The 16478-nt window shown below is 63.2% G+C and carries 12 protein-coding genes and 1 pseudogene; 7 read left to right on the top strand and 6 right to left on the bottom strand.

Annotation, left to right across the window (positions count from 1 at the left end; all coding sequences use genetic code 11):
- Positions 1 to 3 precede the first annotated feature (3 nt).
- On the top strand, positions 4 to 1212 hold the full coding sequence (locus P8T11_RS20555; RefSeq protein ID WP_268080301.1) for a metal-dependent hydrolase family protein: 1209 nt from the start codon (positions 4 to 6) through the stop codon (positions 1210 to 1212).
- 104 nt (positions 1213 to 1316) lie between these two features.
- Here the strand turns inward: P8T11_RS20555 and P8T11_RS20550 are convergent, their stop codons facing one another.
- Positions 1317 to 2777 carry a YdgA family protein gene (locus P8T11_RS20550; protein ID WP_268080302.1) on the bottom strand — a complete coding sequence of 487 codons (1461 nt, stop codon included), beginning with the start codon at positions 2775 to 2777 and terminating at the stop codon, positions 1317 to 1319.
- Positions 2778 to 3004: 227 nt separating this feature from the next.
- Positions 3005 to 4477, bottom strand: coding sequence for a YdgA family protein (locus P8T11_RS20545; protein ID WP_268080304.1), 1473 nt, complete (start codon positions 4475 to 4477; stop codon positions 3005 to 3007).
- 305 nt (positions 4478 to 4782) lie between these two features.
- Between P8T11_RS20545 and P8T11_RS20540 the strand changes: the two genes are divergently transcribed.
- From P8T11_RS20540 to P8T11_RS20525, 4 genes and pseudogenes are all read left to right on the top strand, one after another.
- Complete coding sequence (locus tag P8T11_RS20540) at positions 4783 to 6309, top strand: DEAD/DEAH box helicase (protein ID WP_050448880.1); 1527 nt, start codon at positions 4783 to 4785, stop codon at positions 6307 to 6309.
- Positions 6310 to 6366: 57 nt separating this feature from the next.
- Entirely contained in the window at positions 6367 to 6996 is a 630-nt protein-coding gene (locus P8T11_RS20535; RefSeq protein WP_268080305.1) for a LysE family translocator, read from the top strand.
- A gap of 113 nt (positions 6997 to 7109) precedes the next feature.
- Positions 7110 to 8716, top strand: a pseudogene (locus P8T11_RS20530) (peptide chain release factor 3).
- Positions 8717 to 8740: 24 nt separating this feature from the next.
- Positions 8741 to 9427 carry a hypothetical protein gene (locus tag P8T11_RS20525; protein WP_268080307.1) on the top strand — a complete coding sequence of 229 codons (687 nt, stop codon included), beginning with the start codon at positions 8741 to 8743 and terminating at the stop codon, positions 9425 to 9427.
- 74 nt (positions 9428 to 9501) lie between these two features.
- Here P8T11_RS20525 and bfr read toward each other — a convergent pair whose 3' ends face one another.
- The 3 genes from bfr to rpoN form a co-directional block, all read right to left on the bottom strand.
- Entirely contained in the window at positions 9502 to 9978 is a 477-nt protein-coding gene (gene bfr / locus P8T11_RS20520; protein WP_050448876.1) for a bacterioferritin, read from the bottom strand.
- Positions 9979 to 10442: 464 nt separating this feature from the next.
- Positions 10443 to 10724, bottom strand: a complete 282-nt coding sequence (locus tag P8T11_RS20515) for a (2Fe-2S)-binding protein (protein WP_050448875.1) — start codon at positions 10722 to 10724, stop codon at positions 10443 to 10445.
- Between the two features lie 121 nt (positions 10725 to 10845).
- Entirely contained in the window at positions 10846 to 12291 is a 1446-nt protein-coding gene (rpoN, locus tag P8T11_RS20510) for an RNA polymerase factor sigma-54 (protein WP_268080308.1), read from the bottom strand.
- Here rpoN and P8T11_RS20505 point away from each other — a divergent pair.
- Together P8T11_RS20505 and leuA are read left to right on the top strand one after the other, a co-directional pair.
- Positions 12290 to 12922: a hypothetical protein gene (locus tag P8T11_RS20505; protein ID WP_268080309.1), complete on the top strand. Its 633-nt coding sequence runs from the start codon at positions 12290 to 12292 to the stop codon at positions 12920 to 12922. The two genes, rpoN and P8T11_RS20505, sit on opposite strands and share 2 nt — an antisense overlap.
- A gap of 359 nt (positions 12923 to 13281) precedes the next feature.
- A complete protein-coding gene (gene leuA, locus P8T11_RS20500; RefSeq protein ID WP_268080310.1) occupies positions 13282 to 14994 on the top strand; it encodes a 2-isopropylmalate synthase in 1713 nt (570 codons plus the stop codon).
- A 155-nt stretch (positions 14995 to 15149) separates the two neighbouring features.
- Here leuA and P8T11_RS20495 read toward each other — a convergent pair whose 3' ends face one another.
- Positions 15150 to 16478, bottom strand: coding sequence for an amidase (locus tag P8T11_RS20495; protein WP_268080311.1), 1329 nt, complete (start codon positions 16476 to 16478; stop codon positions 15150 to 15152).

The following is a 16478-nucleotide window of genomic DNA, read 5'->3' as shown; positions in this document are numbered from 1 at the left end:
GACATGACGGCGACACGACAGACCCTGTTCATCGGCGGCCAGGTATTCGATGGCGAGGGCAAGATATTGCGCGATCACGGCGTGCTGGTCGAAGGCAAGCGTGTGGCGCGCGTGGCACCCGCGAGCGCGTTCGAAGGCTATGCCGGTCCGCAGGTCAACACCACCGGCATGACGCTGATGCCCAGCCTGGCGGATTGCCACGTGCATCTGGTCTACACGGGCGGCGCCGATCCCAATGCGCAATTAAGCAAGCAGGGGCCGGCGCAGATCACACTGACCGCACTGGAGAACGCGCAAGCCAGCTTGCGCGGCGGCGTCACGGCATTGCGCGACTGTGGCGGCAAGGATTACCTTGAATTCGGCGTGCGCGACGCGATTGCGCGCGGCGTGTTTCCCGGCCCCACCATCAAGGCGTCTGGCCGCATCATCTGCATGACGGGCGGACACGGCAACCGCATTGGCCGCGTCGCCGACGGCTGTGAAGACGTCATCAAGGCCGTACGCGAACAAGTGCATGCCGGCTGCGATCTCGTGAAGATCATGGCCACGGGCGGCGTCATGACGCCGGGCGTGAGTCCGATGGACGCGCACTACAGCTTCGACGAGTTGAAGGCGGGCGTGCACGAAGCCAAGCGCTTTCGCAAAAGCACGGCCAGCCATGCACAAGGCACGCAGGGCATTCTGAACGCGGTGCGCGCAGGCATTGATTCCATCGAACACGGCATCTTCATGGACGACGATTGCCTGCGCGAAATGCTGGAAGCCGAAACCTATCTGGTGCCCACCATCGCCGCGGTGCGCAACATCATCGCCAACGCCGACAACGGCATCCCCGCCTACGCGGTGGAAAAGGCGCGCGCCGTCGAACAGCGGCATCGTGAGTCGTTCCAGATGTACTACAAGGCCGGCGGCCGCATCGCGCTGGGCACGGACGCGGGCACGCCCTTCAACCTGCATGGCGAAAACGCCATGGAGCTGGCCTACATGGTGGAATTTGGCATGACGGCCATCGATGCGCTGATTGCCGGCACCTCACGCGGCCACGACCTGATGGGCCTGACGGAACACGGCGCCATCGCCGACGGCAAGATCGCTGATCTGCTGCTGGTGCAGGGCGACCCGACGGAAGACATCCTGAAGGCGGCCGACAAGCGCTTTCATGTGGCGGTGCTGCGCAATGGCGAATTGGCGGCTGGGGCTTTGCCGCTGTAATCCGGTGCGTCCCGAGCCTGGGAAGGCACGATGAAACGGTCGGAGTCAGATGCCGGCAACGATGCGCATCATGAACAGGCGTGGATATGGTGGAAGGCCAAGCCTCAATTCCCAAGATCGAGCATGCCGCCAAGCCGGCCCAGGAACGTATCCAATGGCATGACGGCGCCGTTGGCTTCCACCATGCCGTCAGCCACGCTCACACGGGCCAGTATGGCGTCGCCGTCAATGCTGGCCAGCCCCATTTCACGCAGCGCATCCGCAATAGTGTCGACCTGCTTTGCGGCCATCGTCTTGCGGATGCGCAGCGGAACCTCTACGCCAGGCGGACGCTGCCGCAGAGCGATCACGTCGCGCAGCATGGGCTTGGATAGCGTCATGCTGAAATCCAGCGTCCTCAGCATGCCAAACAGGGGAATCTGAAGCTGCGGTTGCGCAGGGTCGGCCGGGGCCAGGCCAAGATCCAGCTTCAGGGTGGACGTGTTCGACGCCGAGCGCACTGTCAGCGATGAGAACAGGGTGGGTTTGCGGGCAAGAAACTGCTGAAGATATAGCGCCATCGACGCCATCAATTGCTGCGCACCCGCCCCGTATTCCGTTTCACCGGCACGGTCGGCCAAGGTCAGAGAGGTATCGACCAGGGACTTGAAGGCGTGCTGATCCCAGTTCTTGACGGCTGCGGCCCATTGCAGGCCGACGGTTTCATTCCCCGTGTCCCGGCCCTTCAACGCGCCGATATCAACATTTGCGTCGATGGCCCAAAGACGGCCGGTTCGCGCGGCGCCCAAGGCAAGAGCCGTGTCCTGCGCCACCCATAGCGGCTGGCCATGCTCGGTCAGTGCAGCCGTTGTGAACGACAGCTTTTGTTGCGTCGCAAACTCGCCGGCCGGCATGCGGGTCAGTTCCTGGCGCCAACTCGGCGCGATCAGCTCAAAGCTTGAAGACGGATGCCGATGCCCCAACACCAACAGCTTGTCCGCGCGCCACTGCGCAACCCCCCGTTGCCGGGCGGTGGAGTAGCCAACGTTGGCCGTCAGGTTCCAGGCCTGGATGATGGCCGTGCCTTGTTGTAGCGCCATTACCGTTGCGTCGAAGCGGGCCGAATACTGCTTGCTGTAATCAATGTCGTATTCGCCCGACACCGGCACTTTGCCATTGGCGGCGGCAAACCAATCTTTGACGAAGGCGGAATCTTCCAAGCGAATGCGGCCCGCCACCATCGCCGGCGCATACCTTCCCGCCTTCAGGCGTTGAAGCGGAAACGGGCCATGGTCCAGCGTTTCGACAAACTTGAGCTCTTGCGACTGGCCCGTCTCCCCCGCGGCGGGCGCCAACGTCAACCGGTACCGCCGCGTGGTCGAGAAAACGCCCCGCTCGGATGCCATCAGTTCGATGACGGGCACGGCTTGGCCGCCCCATGCGCCCAATGCCTGCAACGCACCGTTGATCTGCCCCAGCGTCTGGTCCAGATCACTTTCCGCCCGTTTGCCTGTGTACCAGGCCCCCCCGGCGATCGTCGCGCCAAGCGCCAATCCCAGCACGCCAGCAATCCCTATTTTCTTCATGGTTCCATACCCGATGACCTGAGGTCACAGTATGGACAGCAACCGGTATCAGGATGCCCGCCGGGCATGTGCGAACGTGACTCCACATGTCCGGCTCATACCGATTCCGAGATTTTTCTTGTTTTGATGGAATCGCCAAGCGCAAAAAAAACTGCCACGCCTTTACGGCGCAGCAGTCTTTACGCGACGGCGCCGATGCTTATCGGCGCCGCGGGGTCACAACACGCTTAACGCGCACCACCCATCGCGCCGCTCATGACCATCATCAGGAACTGTTCAACCGGCATCTTCTTGCCGTTGAAGTCGACCTGGCCGTCAGCGTAGTTCAGGTAGGTAACGATGTTGTTGTCCTCGACCTTGGCCATGCCCATCGCGGTGGCCATCGTGGCGACCATTTCGGCTTGGCCCTTGGCGGTTTGCACGGCTTGTTCGGCCGGCACGCCACGCATCTGCGGCTCGATGGCCATCAGGTCGCCCAGGTTGCCCTTGGACAGCACCAGCTTGGCGTCCAGCTTGCGCACGGCTTGCGTCAGCGTATCGGCAATGTCACCGTCCATGGACGCCGGCTTGGCGAAGTCCAGGTTCAGGTTGAACGTGGATGTGCCGTTGGCGGTGCGCACTTCCAGCGGCGACACGGCCAGCGTCGGGTTGCCCGCCAAAATCTGTTCAAGATTGGTCTTGATGACCTGCTGCTCTTCCGGCGTGAACTGCGGCAGTTGCTCTTCGCCATTGCTTTGCATCATGCGACGCGAGGCGGCTTCATAGACGTCGTTCAGCGCCTTGAACGCCTTGGCGTCCAGCTTCTGCACGTCGATGCCCAGCTTCATGCCGGCCACATCCTTGGCCTGCACGTTGATCATGCCGAAATCCAGGGCCATCTTTGCGCCCATGGCCGAACCGGTTTCGGTCATGTCGACGGCAATCGACGTGTCCTTGAACTGGACAGGCGGCTTTTCCTTGGACGTGATCGTCCAGTCCTTCAGCGTCAGCTTCTGGTTGCCCACGTACATGTCGTTGGACGCCGGCGTCATGTCGCTGGTCAGCGCAATGCCCTGCATGGTCATGTTGACCACGTCGCTGTTGTCGCTCTGGCCGGCCAGCACCAGCTTGTCGGTCTTCAGGTCGAAAATGCCGTGCTTGGTGTCGATCGTGTAGTCGAAGTTACCCGTCATGCCCGAAAAGGAAAGGCTGGTGCCATCCTTCGCGACCTCGGCCGGCGCCATGTTGAACTTGCCGGTGATGTCCTTGCCATAGCTGACGCTGTAGTGGCCCGACAGCGGCGCCGCGCCCTTGGTGGCGGCAAACCATTCCTTGACCGTCGGGGTCTCTTCCAGCACGAAGTCGCTGGCCACCATGGCCGGCGCGAAAGAACCCGACTTCAGGTTCGACATCGGCAGCGGGCCATGCGACAAATGCTCGACGAACACCACGTCGCGCTCTTCGGCGGGCTTGCCCTCGGCGGCCGGCAGGGTGAACTTGACGCGATAGCGCGCGGTGGACGAAAACACGCCGCGCTCAAACGACATCAACTCCACGGCGGAGGCAATGCCCCATTGGTCGCTGAACTTCTTCAGTTCAACGTTGGCGTCGCCGATGGACTGGTTGACGAACGCCTCGGCCTTTTGGCCCGTGTACCAGGCCGTGCCGGTCCACACCGCGCCCAGAACAACCACGACGCCCACTAATGCCGATTTTTTCATAGCGACCCTTTATTTCTTTGAATGGATAGATGCGCAGCGATTATAGGGAGTGCGCCCTAGGGAAAACACGTATTTCGTTCTGATACGCTGCAAGTTGTTACGTCGCAATACAGCACCGGTAAAGCAATCCGCTGCTGCACCGCCACATCAGCTACAATCGCCGAGTGTGCTTTGCCAATCTGCACACGTCCGCTATGGCCCTTCGCTGCCAAGCTTCGCCCATCAGGGCGCTTCCCTTTTCTCCTTATTCGTCCGCCTGGATTGGAGTCTCTCAACTTGAGCGACGGGCTGCCGCTGGAGTTGTTTTGACTACCTCTTCCCCTTTCGCCGACCTCGGGCTGGCTGATTCCCTGTTGCGCGCCATTGCCGATACCGGCTACACCGCACCCACGCCTATTCAAGCCCAGGCGATTCCCCAAGTTTTGAAAGGTGGCGACCTGCTCGCCGCCGCCCAGACCGGCACCGGCAAGACCGCCGGTTTCACGCTGCCCATCCTGCATTTGTTGATGCAGCAAAAGCCGGAAGCGCGCAAGCCCGGCCGCCCCCGTTGCCTGATCCTGACCCCGACGCGCGAACTGACCGCGCAGGTGGCCGAATCGGTGCAAACCTACGGCAAATACACCTCGCTGACGTCCATGGTGATGTTTGGCGGCGTCAATATCAACCCCCAGATCTCCGCGCTGCGCAAGCCGCTGGACATCCTGGTGGCCACGCCGGGCCGTCTGCTCGACCATTGCGGCCAGAAGACGGTGGACTTGTCCGGCGTCGAAATCCTGGTGCTGGACGAAGCCGACCGCATGCTGGACATGGGCTTCATCCGCGACATCCGCAAGATTCTTGCCCTGTTGCCCAAGCAACGCCAGAACCTGCTGTTCTCGGCCACGTTCTCGGACGAAATCCGCACGCTGGCGCGTGGCGTGCTGAACAACCCGGGCGAAGTCTCGGTCACCCCGCGCAACACCGCCACCGAGCTGGTCACCCAGACGGTGCACATGGTGGAACAGCATCACAAACGCGACCTGATCAGCCACATCATCCGTGAAAGCGGCTGGCACCAGGTGCTGGTGTTCACGCGCACCAAGCACGGGGCCAACCGCCTGGCTGAAAAGCTGGTCAAGGACGGCCTGACCGCCGCCGCCATCCACGGCAACAAGAGCCAATCGGCCCGCACGCGCGCGCTGGCCGGCTTCAAGGACAGCACCGTGACGGTGCTGGTGGCGACCGACATCGCCGCCCGTGGCCTGGACATCGACCAGCTTCCCCAGGTGGTGAACTTCGAACTGCCGAACGTGCCGGAAGACTATGTGCACCGTATCGGCCGTACCGGCCGCGCCGGCGCCACGGGCGCTGCCGTCTCGCTGGTCGACAACAGCGAAATCAAGCTGTTGAAGGACATCGAACGCCTGATCAAGAAGACGATCGAGCGCAAGCCGGTCGAAGGCTGGACTCCGTCGCCCACCAGCGCCGCCGCCTTCGAACGCCAGGAACGCGATGAAGACGCGCGCAGCCCGCGCGGCGGCAACCGCAACGGCGGTCGTGGCGGCAATGGCGGTAACGCTGGCCGCGGCGGCAACGCTGGCGCCGGCCGTTCGCGTCCTGCCCAGGGCCAGGCCCGCGCCGCCACCGGCGGCCGCGCCCCCGCTCCGGCTCGCGCCGGTGGCGAAGGTCGTGGCAACGGTGGCCAGCGCGACGGCAAGCCCGCTGACCGTCCGGCTCACGCCGGTCGCGGCGAAAGCCGCCCGCAGCAGGCCCCGCGCCGTCCCGAAGGCGCCCCGCGTCCGGCGGGCAATGGCGGTTCGGGCCGTCCGCGTGCGGCCTTGCTGGGCAAGTAAAGCCAAGCGAGTAATATCCCGGCACCTCTTTCCTGCGATCCAAGGACCCGCGCCATCATGCCCTTATCCACCTGGTTGACGTTCTTCCTGGCCTCCTGGGCCATTTCGTTCTCACCCGGGGCGGGCGCGATTTCCGCGATGTCCTCTGGATTGAAATACGGCTTTGCACGCGGCTACTGGAACACGGCCGGCCTCATCCTGGGCATCCTGTTCCAGTTCGTCGTCGTGGCCGTAGGCTTGGGCGCGGTGCTGGCTACGTCTGAAATGGCCTTCAATGTGGTCAAGTATCTGGGCGTGGCGTATTTGATCTACCTGGGCGTGCGCCAGATTCGCACCGACGCCGCGCCCGTCGCGGTGGACGCGGGCGACCCCAAGCAGGCCTCGATCCGTGAACTCGTCATGCGCGGGTTCCTGATCAACACCATGAACCCCAAGGGCACGGTGTTCCTCTTGGCCGTGGTGCCGCAATTCGTGGACCCCACGTTGGCGCTGACGCCGCAATACATGGCGCTGGCCGGTACGCTTGCTTTAACCGACCTGGTCGCCATGGGTGTCTACACGTTGTTGGCGGCGCGCGTGTTGCGCCTGCTGCGCGATGCCAAACACATCCGCTGGATGAACCGCACCTTCGGGTCGCTGTTCATTCTGGCTGGTGTATTCCTGGCGTCGTTCCGCCGCCATTCCTGAATTTTCGGGCCTTGCGGTGCTCGCTGGCGACAGCGCGTGCCCCAAGGCTTTTTCATGCACGATGCCGTACCGCGCCGGCTCCAAAAGCGGCGTTAAGTACAATCTCCCCGACCATGAATATCCCTCAAGAAGTTGCGCGGCGCCGAACGTTCGCGATCATTTCCCACCCCGACGCGGGCAAGACCACGCTGACCGAAAAGCTGTTGCTGTTCGCAGGCGCGATCCAGATCGCCGGTAGCGTCAAGGCGCGCAAAGCCTCGCGCCATGCCTCGTCCGACTGGATGGAAATCGAAAAGCAACGCGGCATTTCCGTGGCCTCGTCGGTCATGCAGATGGAATACCGCGACTGCGTCATCAACCTGCTCGACACCCCGGGCCACCAGGACTTCTCGGAAGATACCTACCGGGTGCTGACGGCGGTGGACGCCGCGCTGATGGTGATCGACGCCGCCAATGGCGTGGAGCCGCAAACGATCCGCCTGCTGCAGGTCTGCCGCGCGCGCAACACGCCCATCATCACGTTCATCAACAAGATGGACCGCGAAGTGCGCGAGCCGCTGGAACTGCTGTCGGAAATCGAAGGGCACCTGGGCATGGACGCCGTGCCGTTCTCGTGGCCGGTCGGCATGGGCAAGGCGTTTGGCGGCGTGTTCGACATTCGCCGCGACCGCATGCGCGTGTTTCGCCCCGGGCAGGAACGCCGCTCGGACAATGACGACGTCATCGAAGGCCTGAGCAACCCCGAAATCGCCCGTCGTTACGGCTCGGCGTTTGACCAGGCCAGCGGTGAGATCGAGCTCATCAACGAAGCCGCGCCCCCGTTCGACCGCGATCAGTTCCTGGCCGGCAAGCAGACCCCGGTGTTCTTCGGGTCCGCCATCAATAACTTCGGCGTCCAGGAAGTGCTGGACGCGCTGGTCGACCATGCGCCGCCCCCGGCCCGCGCATGGCGCTGCAGCGCGAAGTGCTGCCGGAAGAACCCAAGTTCACCGGCGTGGTGTTCAAGGTGCAAGCCAACATGGACCCGGCCCACCGCGACCGCGTTGCATTCGTGCGCGTCAGCTCGGGCCGCTTTGAACGCGGCATGCGTTTGAAGGTAGCCCGTACCAACAAGGAAATGCGGCCGAACAACGTGGTGTCGTTCCTGTCGCAGCGACGCGAACTGCTGGACGAGGCCTATGCCGGCGATGTGATCGGCATTCCGAACCACGGCGTGCTGCAATTGGGCGATGTGCTGACCGAAGGCGAAACGCTGCAATTCACCGGCCTGCCGTTCTTCGCGCCGGAACTGTTCCAGGCGGTGGAAGTGAAGGACCCGCTGCGCACCAAGCAACTGCGCACCGGCCTGACCCAACTGGGCGAAGAAGGCGCCATTCAGGTGTTCCGCCCCGAAGCCGCCGGCGGCTCGCTGCTGCTGGGCGCCATCGGCCAATTGCAGTTTGAAGTGGTCGCCCATCGCCTGAAAACCGAGTACGGCGCGGACGCCCGGATGCTGCCTTCGCGCTACACAATGGCACGTTGGATTACGTCTGAAAACCCGAAAGCGCTGCGCAAGTTCATGGATGCCAATGCCGCCCATATCGCCTATGATGTCGTCGATGCTGCGGCGTTTTTGATCAGTTCCCATGCGCAGTTGCGCGTAGCCGAGGATCTGTATCCCGAGGTTAAATTCCATGCCATGCGCGAGCATGGAGGCAAAGTTTTCGGGGACAAGGCGTAGGCCCGTTCGGGCTCCGCACGGCAGATGAGGGTAGCAATGTCTTGGCGCTTATTATTCGCAACGCTCCTGATCGCGCTTGGCGCGTCGGCCTGGGGCGGTATTCAACTGGGTGACTGGCTGGTAGCGCACGCGCCGCCCGCGGCACCGGCTCCTGGACAGGACGCGGCGGCTTCGCAGCAGCCTGTGCTGGACGCCAACGGCCGCCCTTATGTGGCGCAACCGCCGCAGCCCCGCATTGACGGCACGCTGGGCGTGCCGGACAAGCCCGCTGACCGACAATGGCAGGTCAATACGGTGTCGCTGTTCGACACTGTCAGCGATCCCGCCGTGCAGCTCTCGCGCGAACGCATCACGCCTGAGCAAGCCCGCGAAATCGCGGCGGCATCGGAAGTGCCGCTACCGTCCGGCTCGTCGGATGTCACCACGATGGATCTGCAAGTGCCTGGCACCTCCACCGCCATCAATGGCGGGCAGATGCAGACCGGCGGCTACGGCACGTCCCAAATGATCCAGGCGCCGCCGCCGCCCCCAAACACGTCGCCCGCGCCCGGCGTGCCCGGCTGGCAGGACTCGCTGAAGCGCGAGTTGGCCCAGTGCGCCACGCAAGGCTTCTTCGAGCGCCCCTCCTGCTCCTGGAACGCGCGCAACAAGTACTGCGCACCCAATCGCGCCTGGGGCACCATGGCCGAATGCCCGGCTCGTCCGCAGTAACTCTGTCGTCTTTACACCGCCCATGAAAATGGCGCCCCGTGGGGCGCCATTTCATTGCCTGGCTGTCGGACCGATTACTCGGGCACGGACATCTGGCTTTGCAGGTAATTCTGGATGCCGACCTTGTCGATCAGTTCAATCTGGGTTTCCAGATAATCGATGTGCTCTTCGGTGTCGTCCAGGATGTCCTGGAACAGATCGCGCGAGACGTAGTCACGCACCGATTCACAATAGGCAATGGCTTCCACAACGGTGGTGTGCGCTGCTTGCTCCAGCTTCAGGTCACAGGCAAGCAGCTCGGGCACGTCTTCACCGATCAGCAGCTTGTGCAGGTCTTGCAGGTTGGGCAGGCCATCCAACATGAAGATGCGCGCGATCAGGCGATCCGCGTGTTTCATCTCACCGATGGATTCTTCGTATTCGTGCTTGCCCAGCTTGTCGAAGCCCCAATGGTTCAGCATGCGGGCATGCAGGAAGTATTGGTTGATGGCCGTCAGTTCGTTGGTCAGTTGCTTGTTCAAGAACTGGATGACGGTTTTGTCGCCTTTCATAATGGACTCCTTGCAGTCAGGCGCGACGCGAGTGCATCGCGACAAAGGAGCGCACGATGCCGCGCGTACGCAACCCCGGCAGACTACCACCTGCCGCGGGGCCGCGCCTAGCCTTGCTCTGCATTTGGTAAACCGCTTTAGGACCGCTACAAGAAAGCGACAAGCCAATGAGAATGAGTATGCGTACTTGATGCCTTGCGCATGCAACACAAGCACGATGCGGCGTGGCGCGCACCCATCCGCCGCAAACACTCGGCATATTGCGCGCAGAGGCTCGGTTAATGAGAGGAAGACTGGGAGTTTTCCGTGGCAAACGCACTGATGCCATCAGGTTGCAGTTTTGCAACCCAGGACCGGCAAAAGGGGATCAACGGAAAAACAGTGGGAATAGCTGCAGGAAAACGGCGGGAAAAACAGCGCGGCCCGCTGGGAAATCTCAGCGAGCCGGAATGGGACGGCAATACTCAGCCCGCGGCGACCAGCGGAATGGGGAAGCTGCTGTTGTTGGCAGCCGCGCCCGACTCAACCAGAGTGGCAGGAGCATTGACCGGAACGGCGATGGAGCGGACGTCGCACACGCTGGAGCAGCGGCCGCCCGGCAGGTATTCGGCGGCGGTTGCCGCGCAGCAGCCGCAGCACGTGGCCACGCCCAGCTCGAATTGCAGGTCGGAGAGCGTCGTCGCGCCACCGTCCACGCTGGCGCGGACTTGGCGTTCGGTGATGGCATTACATACGCAAATGTACATGCGAATGATTATCGAAAATTATTCGACGGATGACAAGCCCCGCACCCAAAAAAAGTTGTAGCGGAATTGTCACGCAAGCCCTTGAAACAAAGGACGAATCCGCGCGGAATCGTCCCCTATTTCAACGCGCGCTAGCCTGTGCCTTGCGCAGCGTGGCGGGGGCAATCCGCAGCGCTTCGCGGTACTTTGCCACCGTCCGACGGGCGATGACTATCCCCTGATCGGCCAGTTTCTGCATGATCTGGCTATCGGACAAGGGCTTGGCACGGTTCTCTTCAGCCACCATTTGGCGGATGAACGTCTGCACCGCCGTGGCGGACGTTGCATCGCCGCCGTCCGTGGAGACGCCCGTGCCGAAGAAGCGCTTGAGCTCCAGCGTGCCGAACGGAGTGAGCATGTACTTCTGTGTTGTAGCCCGTGAAATGGTCGATTCGTGCAATCCGAGCTCGCCCGCAATGTCTTTCAGGATCAACGGGCGCATAGCTGACGGCCCCTGGCTGAAGAACGCGGTCTGGCGTTCCACGATCGCCTGGGCGACCCGCAGGATCGTGTCAAAGCGCTGCTCCACGTTGCGGATCATCCATCTGGCTTGCTGCAATTGGGTCTGCAGGCCCGCGTGCGCGGATTCCTTCTGGTTGCCCAGCATCTGCGCATACAGGCCGTTGATCTGCAACCGGGGCACGGCAGCGCTGTTGAGCGTGACTTGCCACCCGCGCCGGGTCTTGCGCACGATGACGTCCGGCACGGCGTAATCAGCCGCCGGCACCGTCCAGGCCCGTCCGGGGCGAGGTTCCAACCGCAGGATCAGCGAATGGGCAGCACGAAAGGTCGCCTCGTCACAGCCCACGGCGGCGCAAAGGCGAGCGGCGTTACCCGTGGCCAGTACGGGCAGATGCTGCGCGCAGATAACCCGGGCGCACGCTAAAACCGCCCCGTCAGCCGCTTCCGGCAACCGGGACAGGTCGGGATGGCGCAATTGCAACACCAGGCAGTCGGCCATGTCTCGCGCACCGATGCCAGGCGGGTCGAACGACTGCAACAAGGACAGCGCAGCGCGCAATTCGTCCAGGTCCGGCTCCATGTCGGCGGGCAGCCACGTCAGGATTTCCTCTAGCGGCGACCCCAGATACCCGTTTTCGTCCAGTTCGTCGATCAGCAGCGCAGCCAGCGCGGCGTCACGCGGGGCGGCCCGAGTCAACATCAATTGGCCCAGCAGATGCTCGCGCAGGGTGTCGGGGCGCGCCGCCTCGGGCAGGCCGGAATCATCATCCGAATAGACCCCGCCCGAGCCGGGCATTTCGTCCACTGGCGTCTCGCGCTCTACCGCGGGCTCATCGTCCTGCACGGAGGATTCGCGCTCGGATTCGGCTTGCGCCTCGGCGGCGGGGGTGTCGTCTTCACGCTCCAGCAGCGGGTTGTCCGCCAGCACTTGCGAGATCTCGGCCTCAAGGTCGAGCGTGGACAACTGCAACAATCGTATCGATTGCTGCAGTTGAGGGGTCAGCGTCAAATGCTGGCCAGGTCGCAGTTCTAAAATTGGACGGGTCATAGGTACAATATTTTGCATGATGAATCTGACTTCGCCCGCAAGCGTTCGCCAGGACAGCCGACTTATCGGCCAGACCCTGCTCAAACTGGCGCTACCCCGAATCGTTGTGCGCGCGATAGTCATCGCCGTCGCCATCGTCCTTTGGTATCTGATTGCCTCGTGGATACTGGATTTCGGCAGACGCATGAACTACGACTTCCTGCATACCCTGGGCCAACCCACCCAGGACATGGCGCAGAAGGTCAATCCTTACATCTGGTGGGTCGTCGCCGGTATCTGGACCCTGATCGTCTTCTTCTCCGTGCGCGCCTGGTTTTCGGCCAGCCTGGCCTCAGGCGCGGCGACGCCGGTAGGCACCGACGTCCTGGCCGACCTGGCCCCCAATCTGACTGAAGAATCATTGGGCGTGCTGCGCTGGACCTGGGGCGACCGCCAGGAACCCTTCACTGTAGGCGACTTGCGCCGCGCATTGTCTGAAATTCGCCACAATCGCATTGGCAAGATCTCCATGGTGGCGGAACAGGCGCAGATTCTGGACGGATCGGCCAGCCTGCCAGCCCGGGATCCCCGAGATGATGGCCGTCGCGAACCACGTGGCGACGCCCGTACCGAACGCTACGTCGAACCGCGTATCGGCCCGGCGCGCTGACCCCCATCCCGGCAGTTTCTGTTTGCGCTTGTCGAAAAAGTATGTTTGACTAGCACCCTATGGCCGCTTACCGCACCCTCCCCGCGATTGCCACCGGACGCTTCGCCGCTCCGGTCGCCGGCCTGCGCGCTCGCTCTTCCTTCGCCGCCGCGCTATCGCTATACCTACCGATCGGTTGCCGGGCCTAGTGTCCCCGTGGTAGCTCGGCAGCCACGTTTGCCACACGCGATTTCCCCCATTTATTTGTGAATCCTGCCGGTTAATCACGGCAACCCCTGGCGCAAGACCGTCATCCGGTCACAGGCGCCGACGAGACTCAGTGCTCACGGGATTCAAAAGATACCGATCGAGGTGTAGTAATGATGCTTGCCAACCCCGCCACCAAATACGTCCCCTTCGCGCCCTTTGCCCGCGACTTCTCCGAACGCACCTGGCCCAGCCGCCGCATCACCAAGGCGCCGATCTGGATGAGCACCGACTTGCGCGACGGCAACCAGGCGTTGATCGAACCGATGAGCGTCGAGCGCAAGCTCCGCTTCTTCGAACAACTGGTGAAAATCGGCTTCAAGGAAATTGAAGTGGGTTTCCCGTCCGCGTCGCAGACCGACTTCGATTTCGTGCGCAAGCTCATCGACGAAAAACGCATCCCCGATGACGTCACCATCATCGTGCTGACGCAGTCGCGTGAAGACTTGATCAGCCGCACCGTGGAAGCCGCCGCGGGCGCCAAGCAAGCCATCGTCCACATGTACAACGCCTGCGCGCCGGCCTTCCGCAAGGTCGTGTTCAACATGTCCAAGGACGAGATCAAGGGCATCGCCACCACCGGCACGCGCCTGATCAAGCAATACACCTCGCAGCGCCCCGAAACCAAATGGAGCTACGAGTATTCGCCCGAAGTGTTCAGCACCACCGAACCCGAATTCGCGTTGGAAGTGTCGGATGCCGTGGCCGATGTCTGGCAGCCCACGCCCGATCACAAGATGGTGCTGAATTTGCCCGCCACCATCGAAGCCACCAGCCCCAACCTGTACGCCGACCAGATCGAATGGATGCACAAGAACCTGGCGCGCCGCGACAGCATCGTGCTTAGCGTGCATCCGCACAACGATCGCGGCACGGCAGTTGCCGCCGCTGAGTTTGCCGTGATGGCCGGTGCCGACCGGATCGAAGGCTGCCTGTTCGGCAGCGGCGAACGCACCGGCAACGTCGACCTCGTCACGCTCGCGTTGAATCTGTACACGCAAGGCGTACATCCGGGCCTGGACTTCTCCGACATCGACGAAGTGCGCCGCTGCGCCGAATACTGCAACCAATTGCCGGTGCACCCGCGCCATCCGTACGCGGGCGACCTGGTCTTCACGGCGTTCTCGGGTTCGCACCAGGACGCCATCAAGAAGGGCTTTGCGCTGCAACAAGCCGACGCCGTCTGGGAAGTGCCGTACTTGCCGATCGACCCCGCCGACCTTGGCCGCAGCTACGATGCCGTGATCCGCGTGAACAGCCAGTCCGGCAAGGGTGGCGTGTCGTACCTGCTTGAACAGGAACACGGCCTGGTCTTGCCGCGCCGCCTGCAGATTGAATTCAGCCGCGCCATCCAGCGCGTTACGGATGAGACCGGCAGCGAAGTCACCGCCGACGACGTGCACACGATTTTCAATCGTGAGTACCTTGAACAGAACACGCCGTGGAAGCTGATCCGCCACCGCATCGACGGCAACCCGTCGGCGGGCGAGGGCCAGCACTTCAGCATCGAAGCCGAACTGGAATACAACGGCGAACGCCGGGTCGTCACGGGTAAGGGCGATGGCGCCATCTCGGCCTTCGTTGCCGCGCTGGACGTGCCCGTGCGCATCATGGACTACCACGAGCACGCCATTGGCACCGGCACCGGCACGCGTGCCGCCTCCTACGTGGAACTGCGCGTCGGCGAGTCCGGCACGGGCTTTGGCGTAGGAATCGACCGCGACATCGTGACCGCCTCGTTCCAGGCCGTACTGAGCGCCGTCAACCGCCACATCAACGCAGGCGCCGTGGCGTCCGCTGAGCAGGAAGCCGCCGAAGCCGCATGATCCCGCTGCACAAGCTGCACTGAACGCCCACAGCCAGCCCGAAACATGGGCTGGCCACCACCCAAAGACACACCTCTCTTTGGCGCACCCGGCAAAACAGAGCCCGCCTTATCGGCGGGCTTTCTGCTTTCTGCACAACACTGTCCGAATAGCGTTCAGCCGCGCGGCCACATGTCGGAGGCGCCGATATCGGCTTCATTGGCCTCCAGCAGCCGCTCATGGACCCAGGCGCCGATTGCCAGCGTGCGGTAGTCGTCGTAGCGTTGCCCGATCAACTGCAGCCCCACGGGCAGGCCTTGCGGGCCCGTGGCGAAGGGCAGGTTCAAGCAGGGCAGGCCGAACAGGGTCCAGGGCCGCGAGAACTGCGGGTCGCCGGTGCCCAGGTCAGCAAACGGCGCTTCGCCGGCGGCGCTGGGCGCCAGCACCACGTCGTAGTCCTCGAACCAACTATTGACGCGGGCGCGCGATTCCTCGGCCCTGGCCAGATTCCTGATGTGTTGTTCCGCTGTGATCTGCGACCCTGCTTCCAGCACCGCCTGAATCTTCGGGCTGAGCTGGCTGGCGTGTTGCAGGCGTTCGTAGGCCAGCGACTGCGAGGCTTCGAACGCCATGATGTCGGCGTGCAACTGCACCAGCATGCAATCCTGCGCGGGCAGCGGCACCTCTTGCACCACGGCGCCCGCGCGCGACAGCGTGGCCGCGGCCTGCGCGAAGGCTTCCTTGGTTTCGGCCTGCGCATGCCGCCATTGCAACGTGCGGCACATGCCGACGCGCGGCTTGGCGTCGTAGGACAGGTTCAGCATGCGCGCATCGCGCATCATCACCGAGGCAAACAGCGCCACGTCCGGCACCGACCGCGCGAACCCGCCGACGGTGTCCAGCGATTCGGCCAGGCTCTTCACCCCCGCGCGCGGAATCGCCCCGAACGTGGGCTTGAAGCCCACGATGCCGCAGTACGAGGCCGGACGAATGATCGAACCGGCCGTTTGCGACCCCAAGGCGAAGGGCACCATGTCATCCGCGACAGCGGCCGCTGAACCGCTGGACGAGCCGCCCGGCGTATAGGCTTCGTTGCGCGGGTTGCGCGTGGGACCTGCCTGGTAGGTAGCAAATTCCGTGGTGACCGTCTTGCCCACCACAACGGCGCCCGCGCCACGGCAAAGCGCCACAGACGCGGCGTCCAGGCCGGGGCGGTGGCGTTCATAAATGGGCGAACCATAGCGGGTGGGCAGGTCGACGGTGTCGAACAGGTCTTTCACGCCGATGGGCAGGCCGTGCAGCGGGCCGCGCAGGGCGCCGTCATCCAGCGCTTGGGCGTGGTCCAGCGCCGCCTGCTTCTGCAGCGCCGTCCAGGCATGGATGGTGTTCTCGCGCTGCTCGATGCGGGCGAAGCACGCTCGCACCAGTTGCACCGCGGTTAGCTCGCGCCGTTGCAGCTTGCGCGCCGCTTCCAGCGCGCCAAGTCTGTTCAAGGCAATAGACAT

It is taken from the genome of Achromobacter spanius (assembly GCF_029637605.1).
GTDB lineage: Bacteria > Pseudomonadota > Gammaproteobacteria > Burkholderiales > Burkholderiaceae_B > Achromobacter > Achromobacter spanius_E.
Note: the sequence above shows the minus strand (reverse complement) of the source record. Positions and strands in the feature narration are given on the sequence as shown.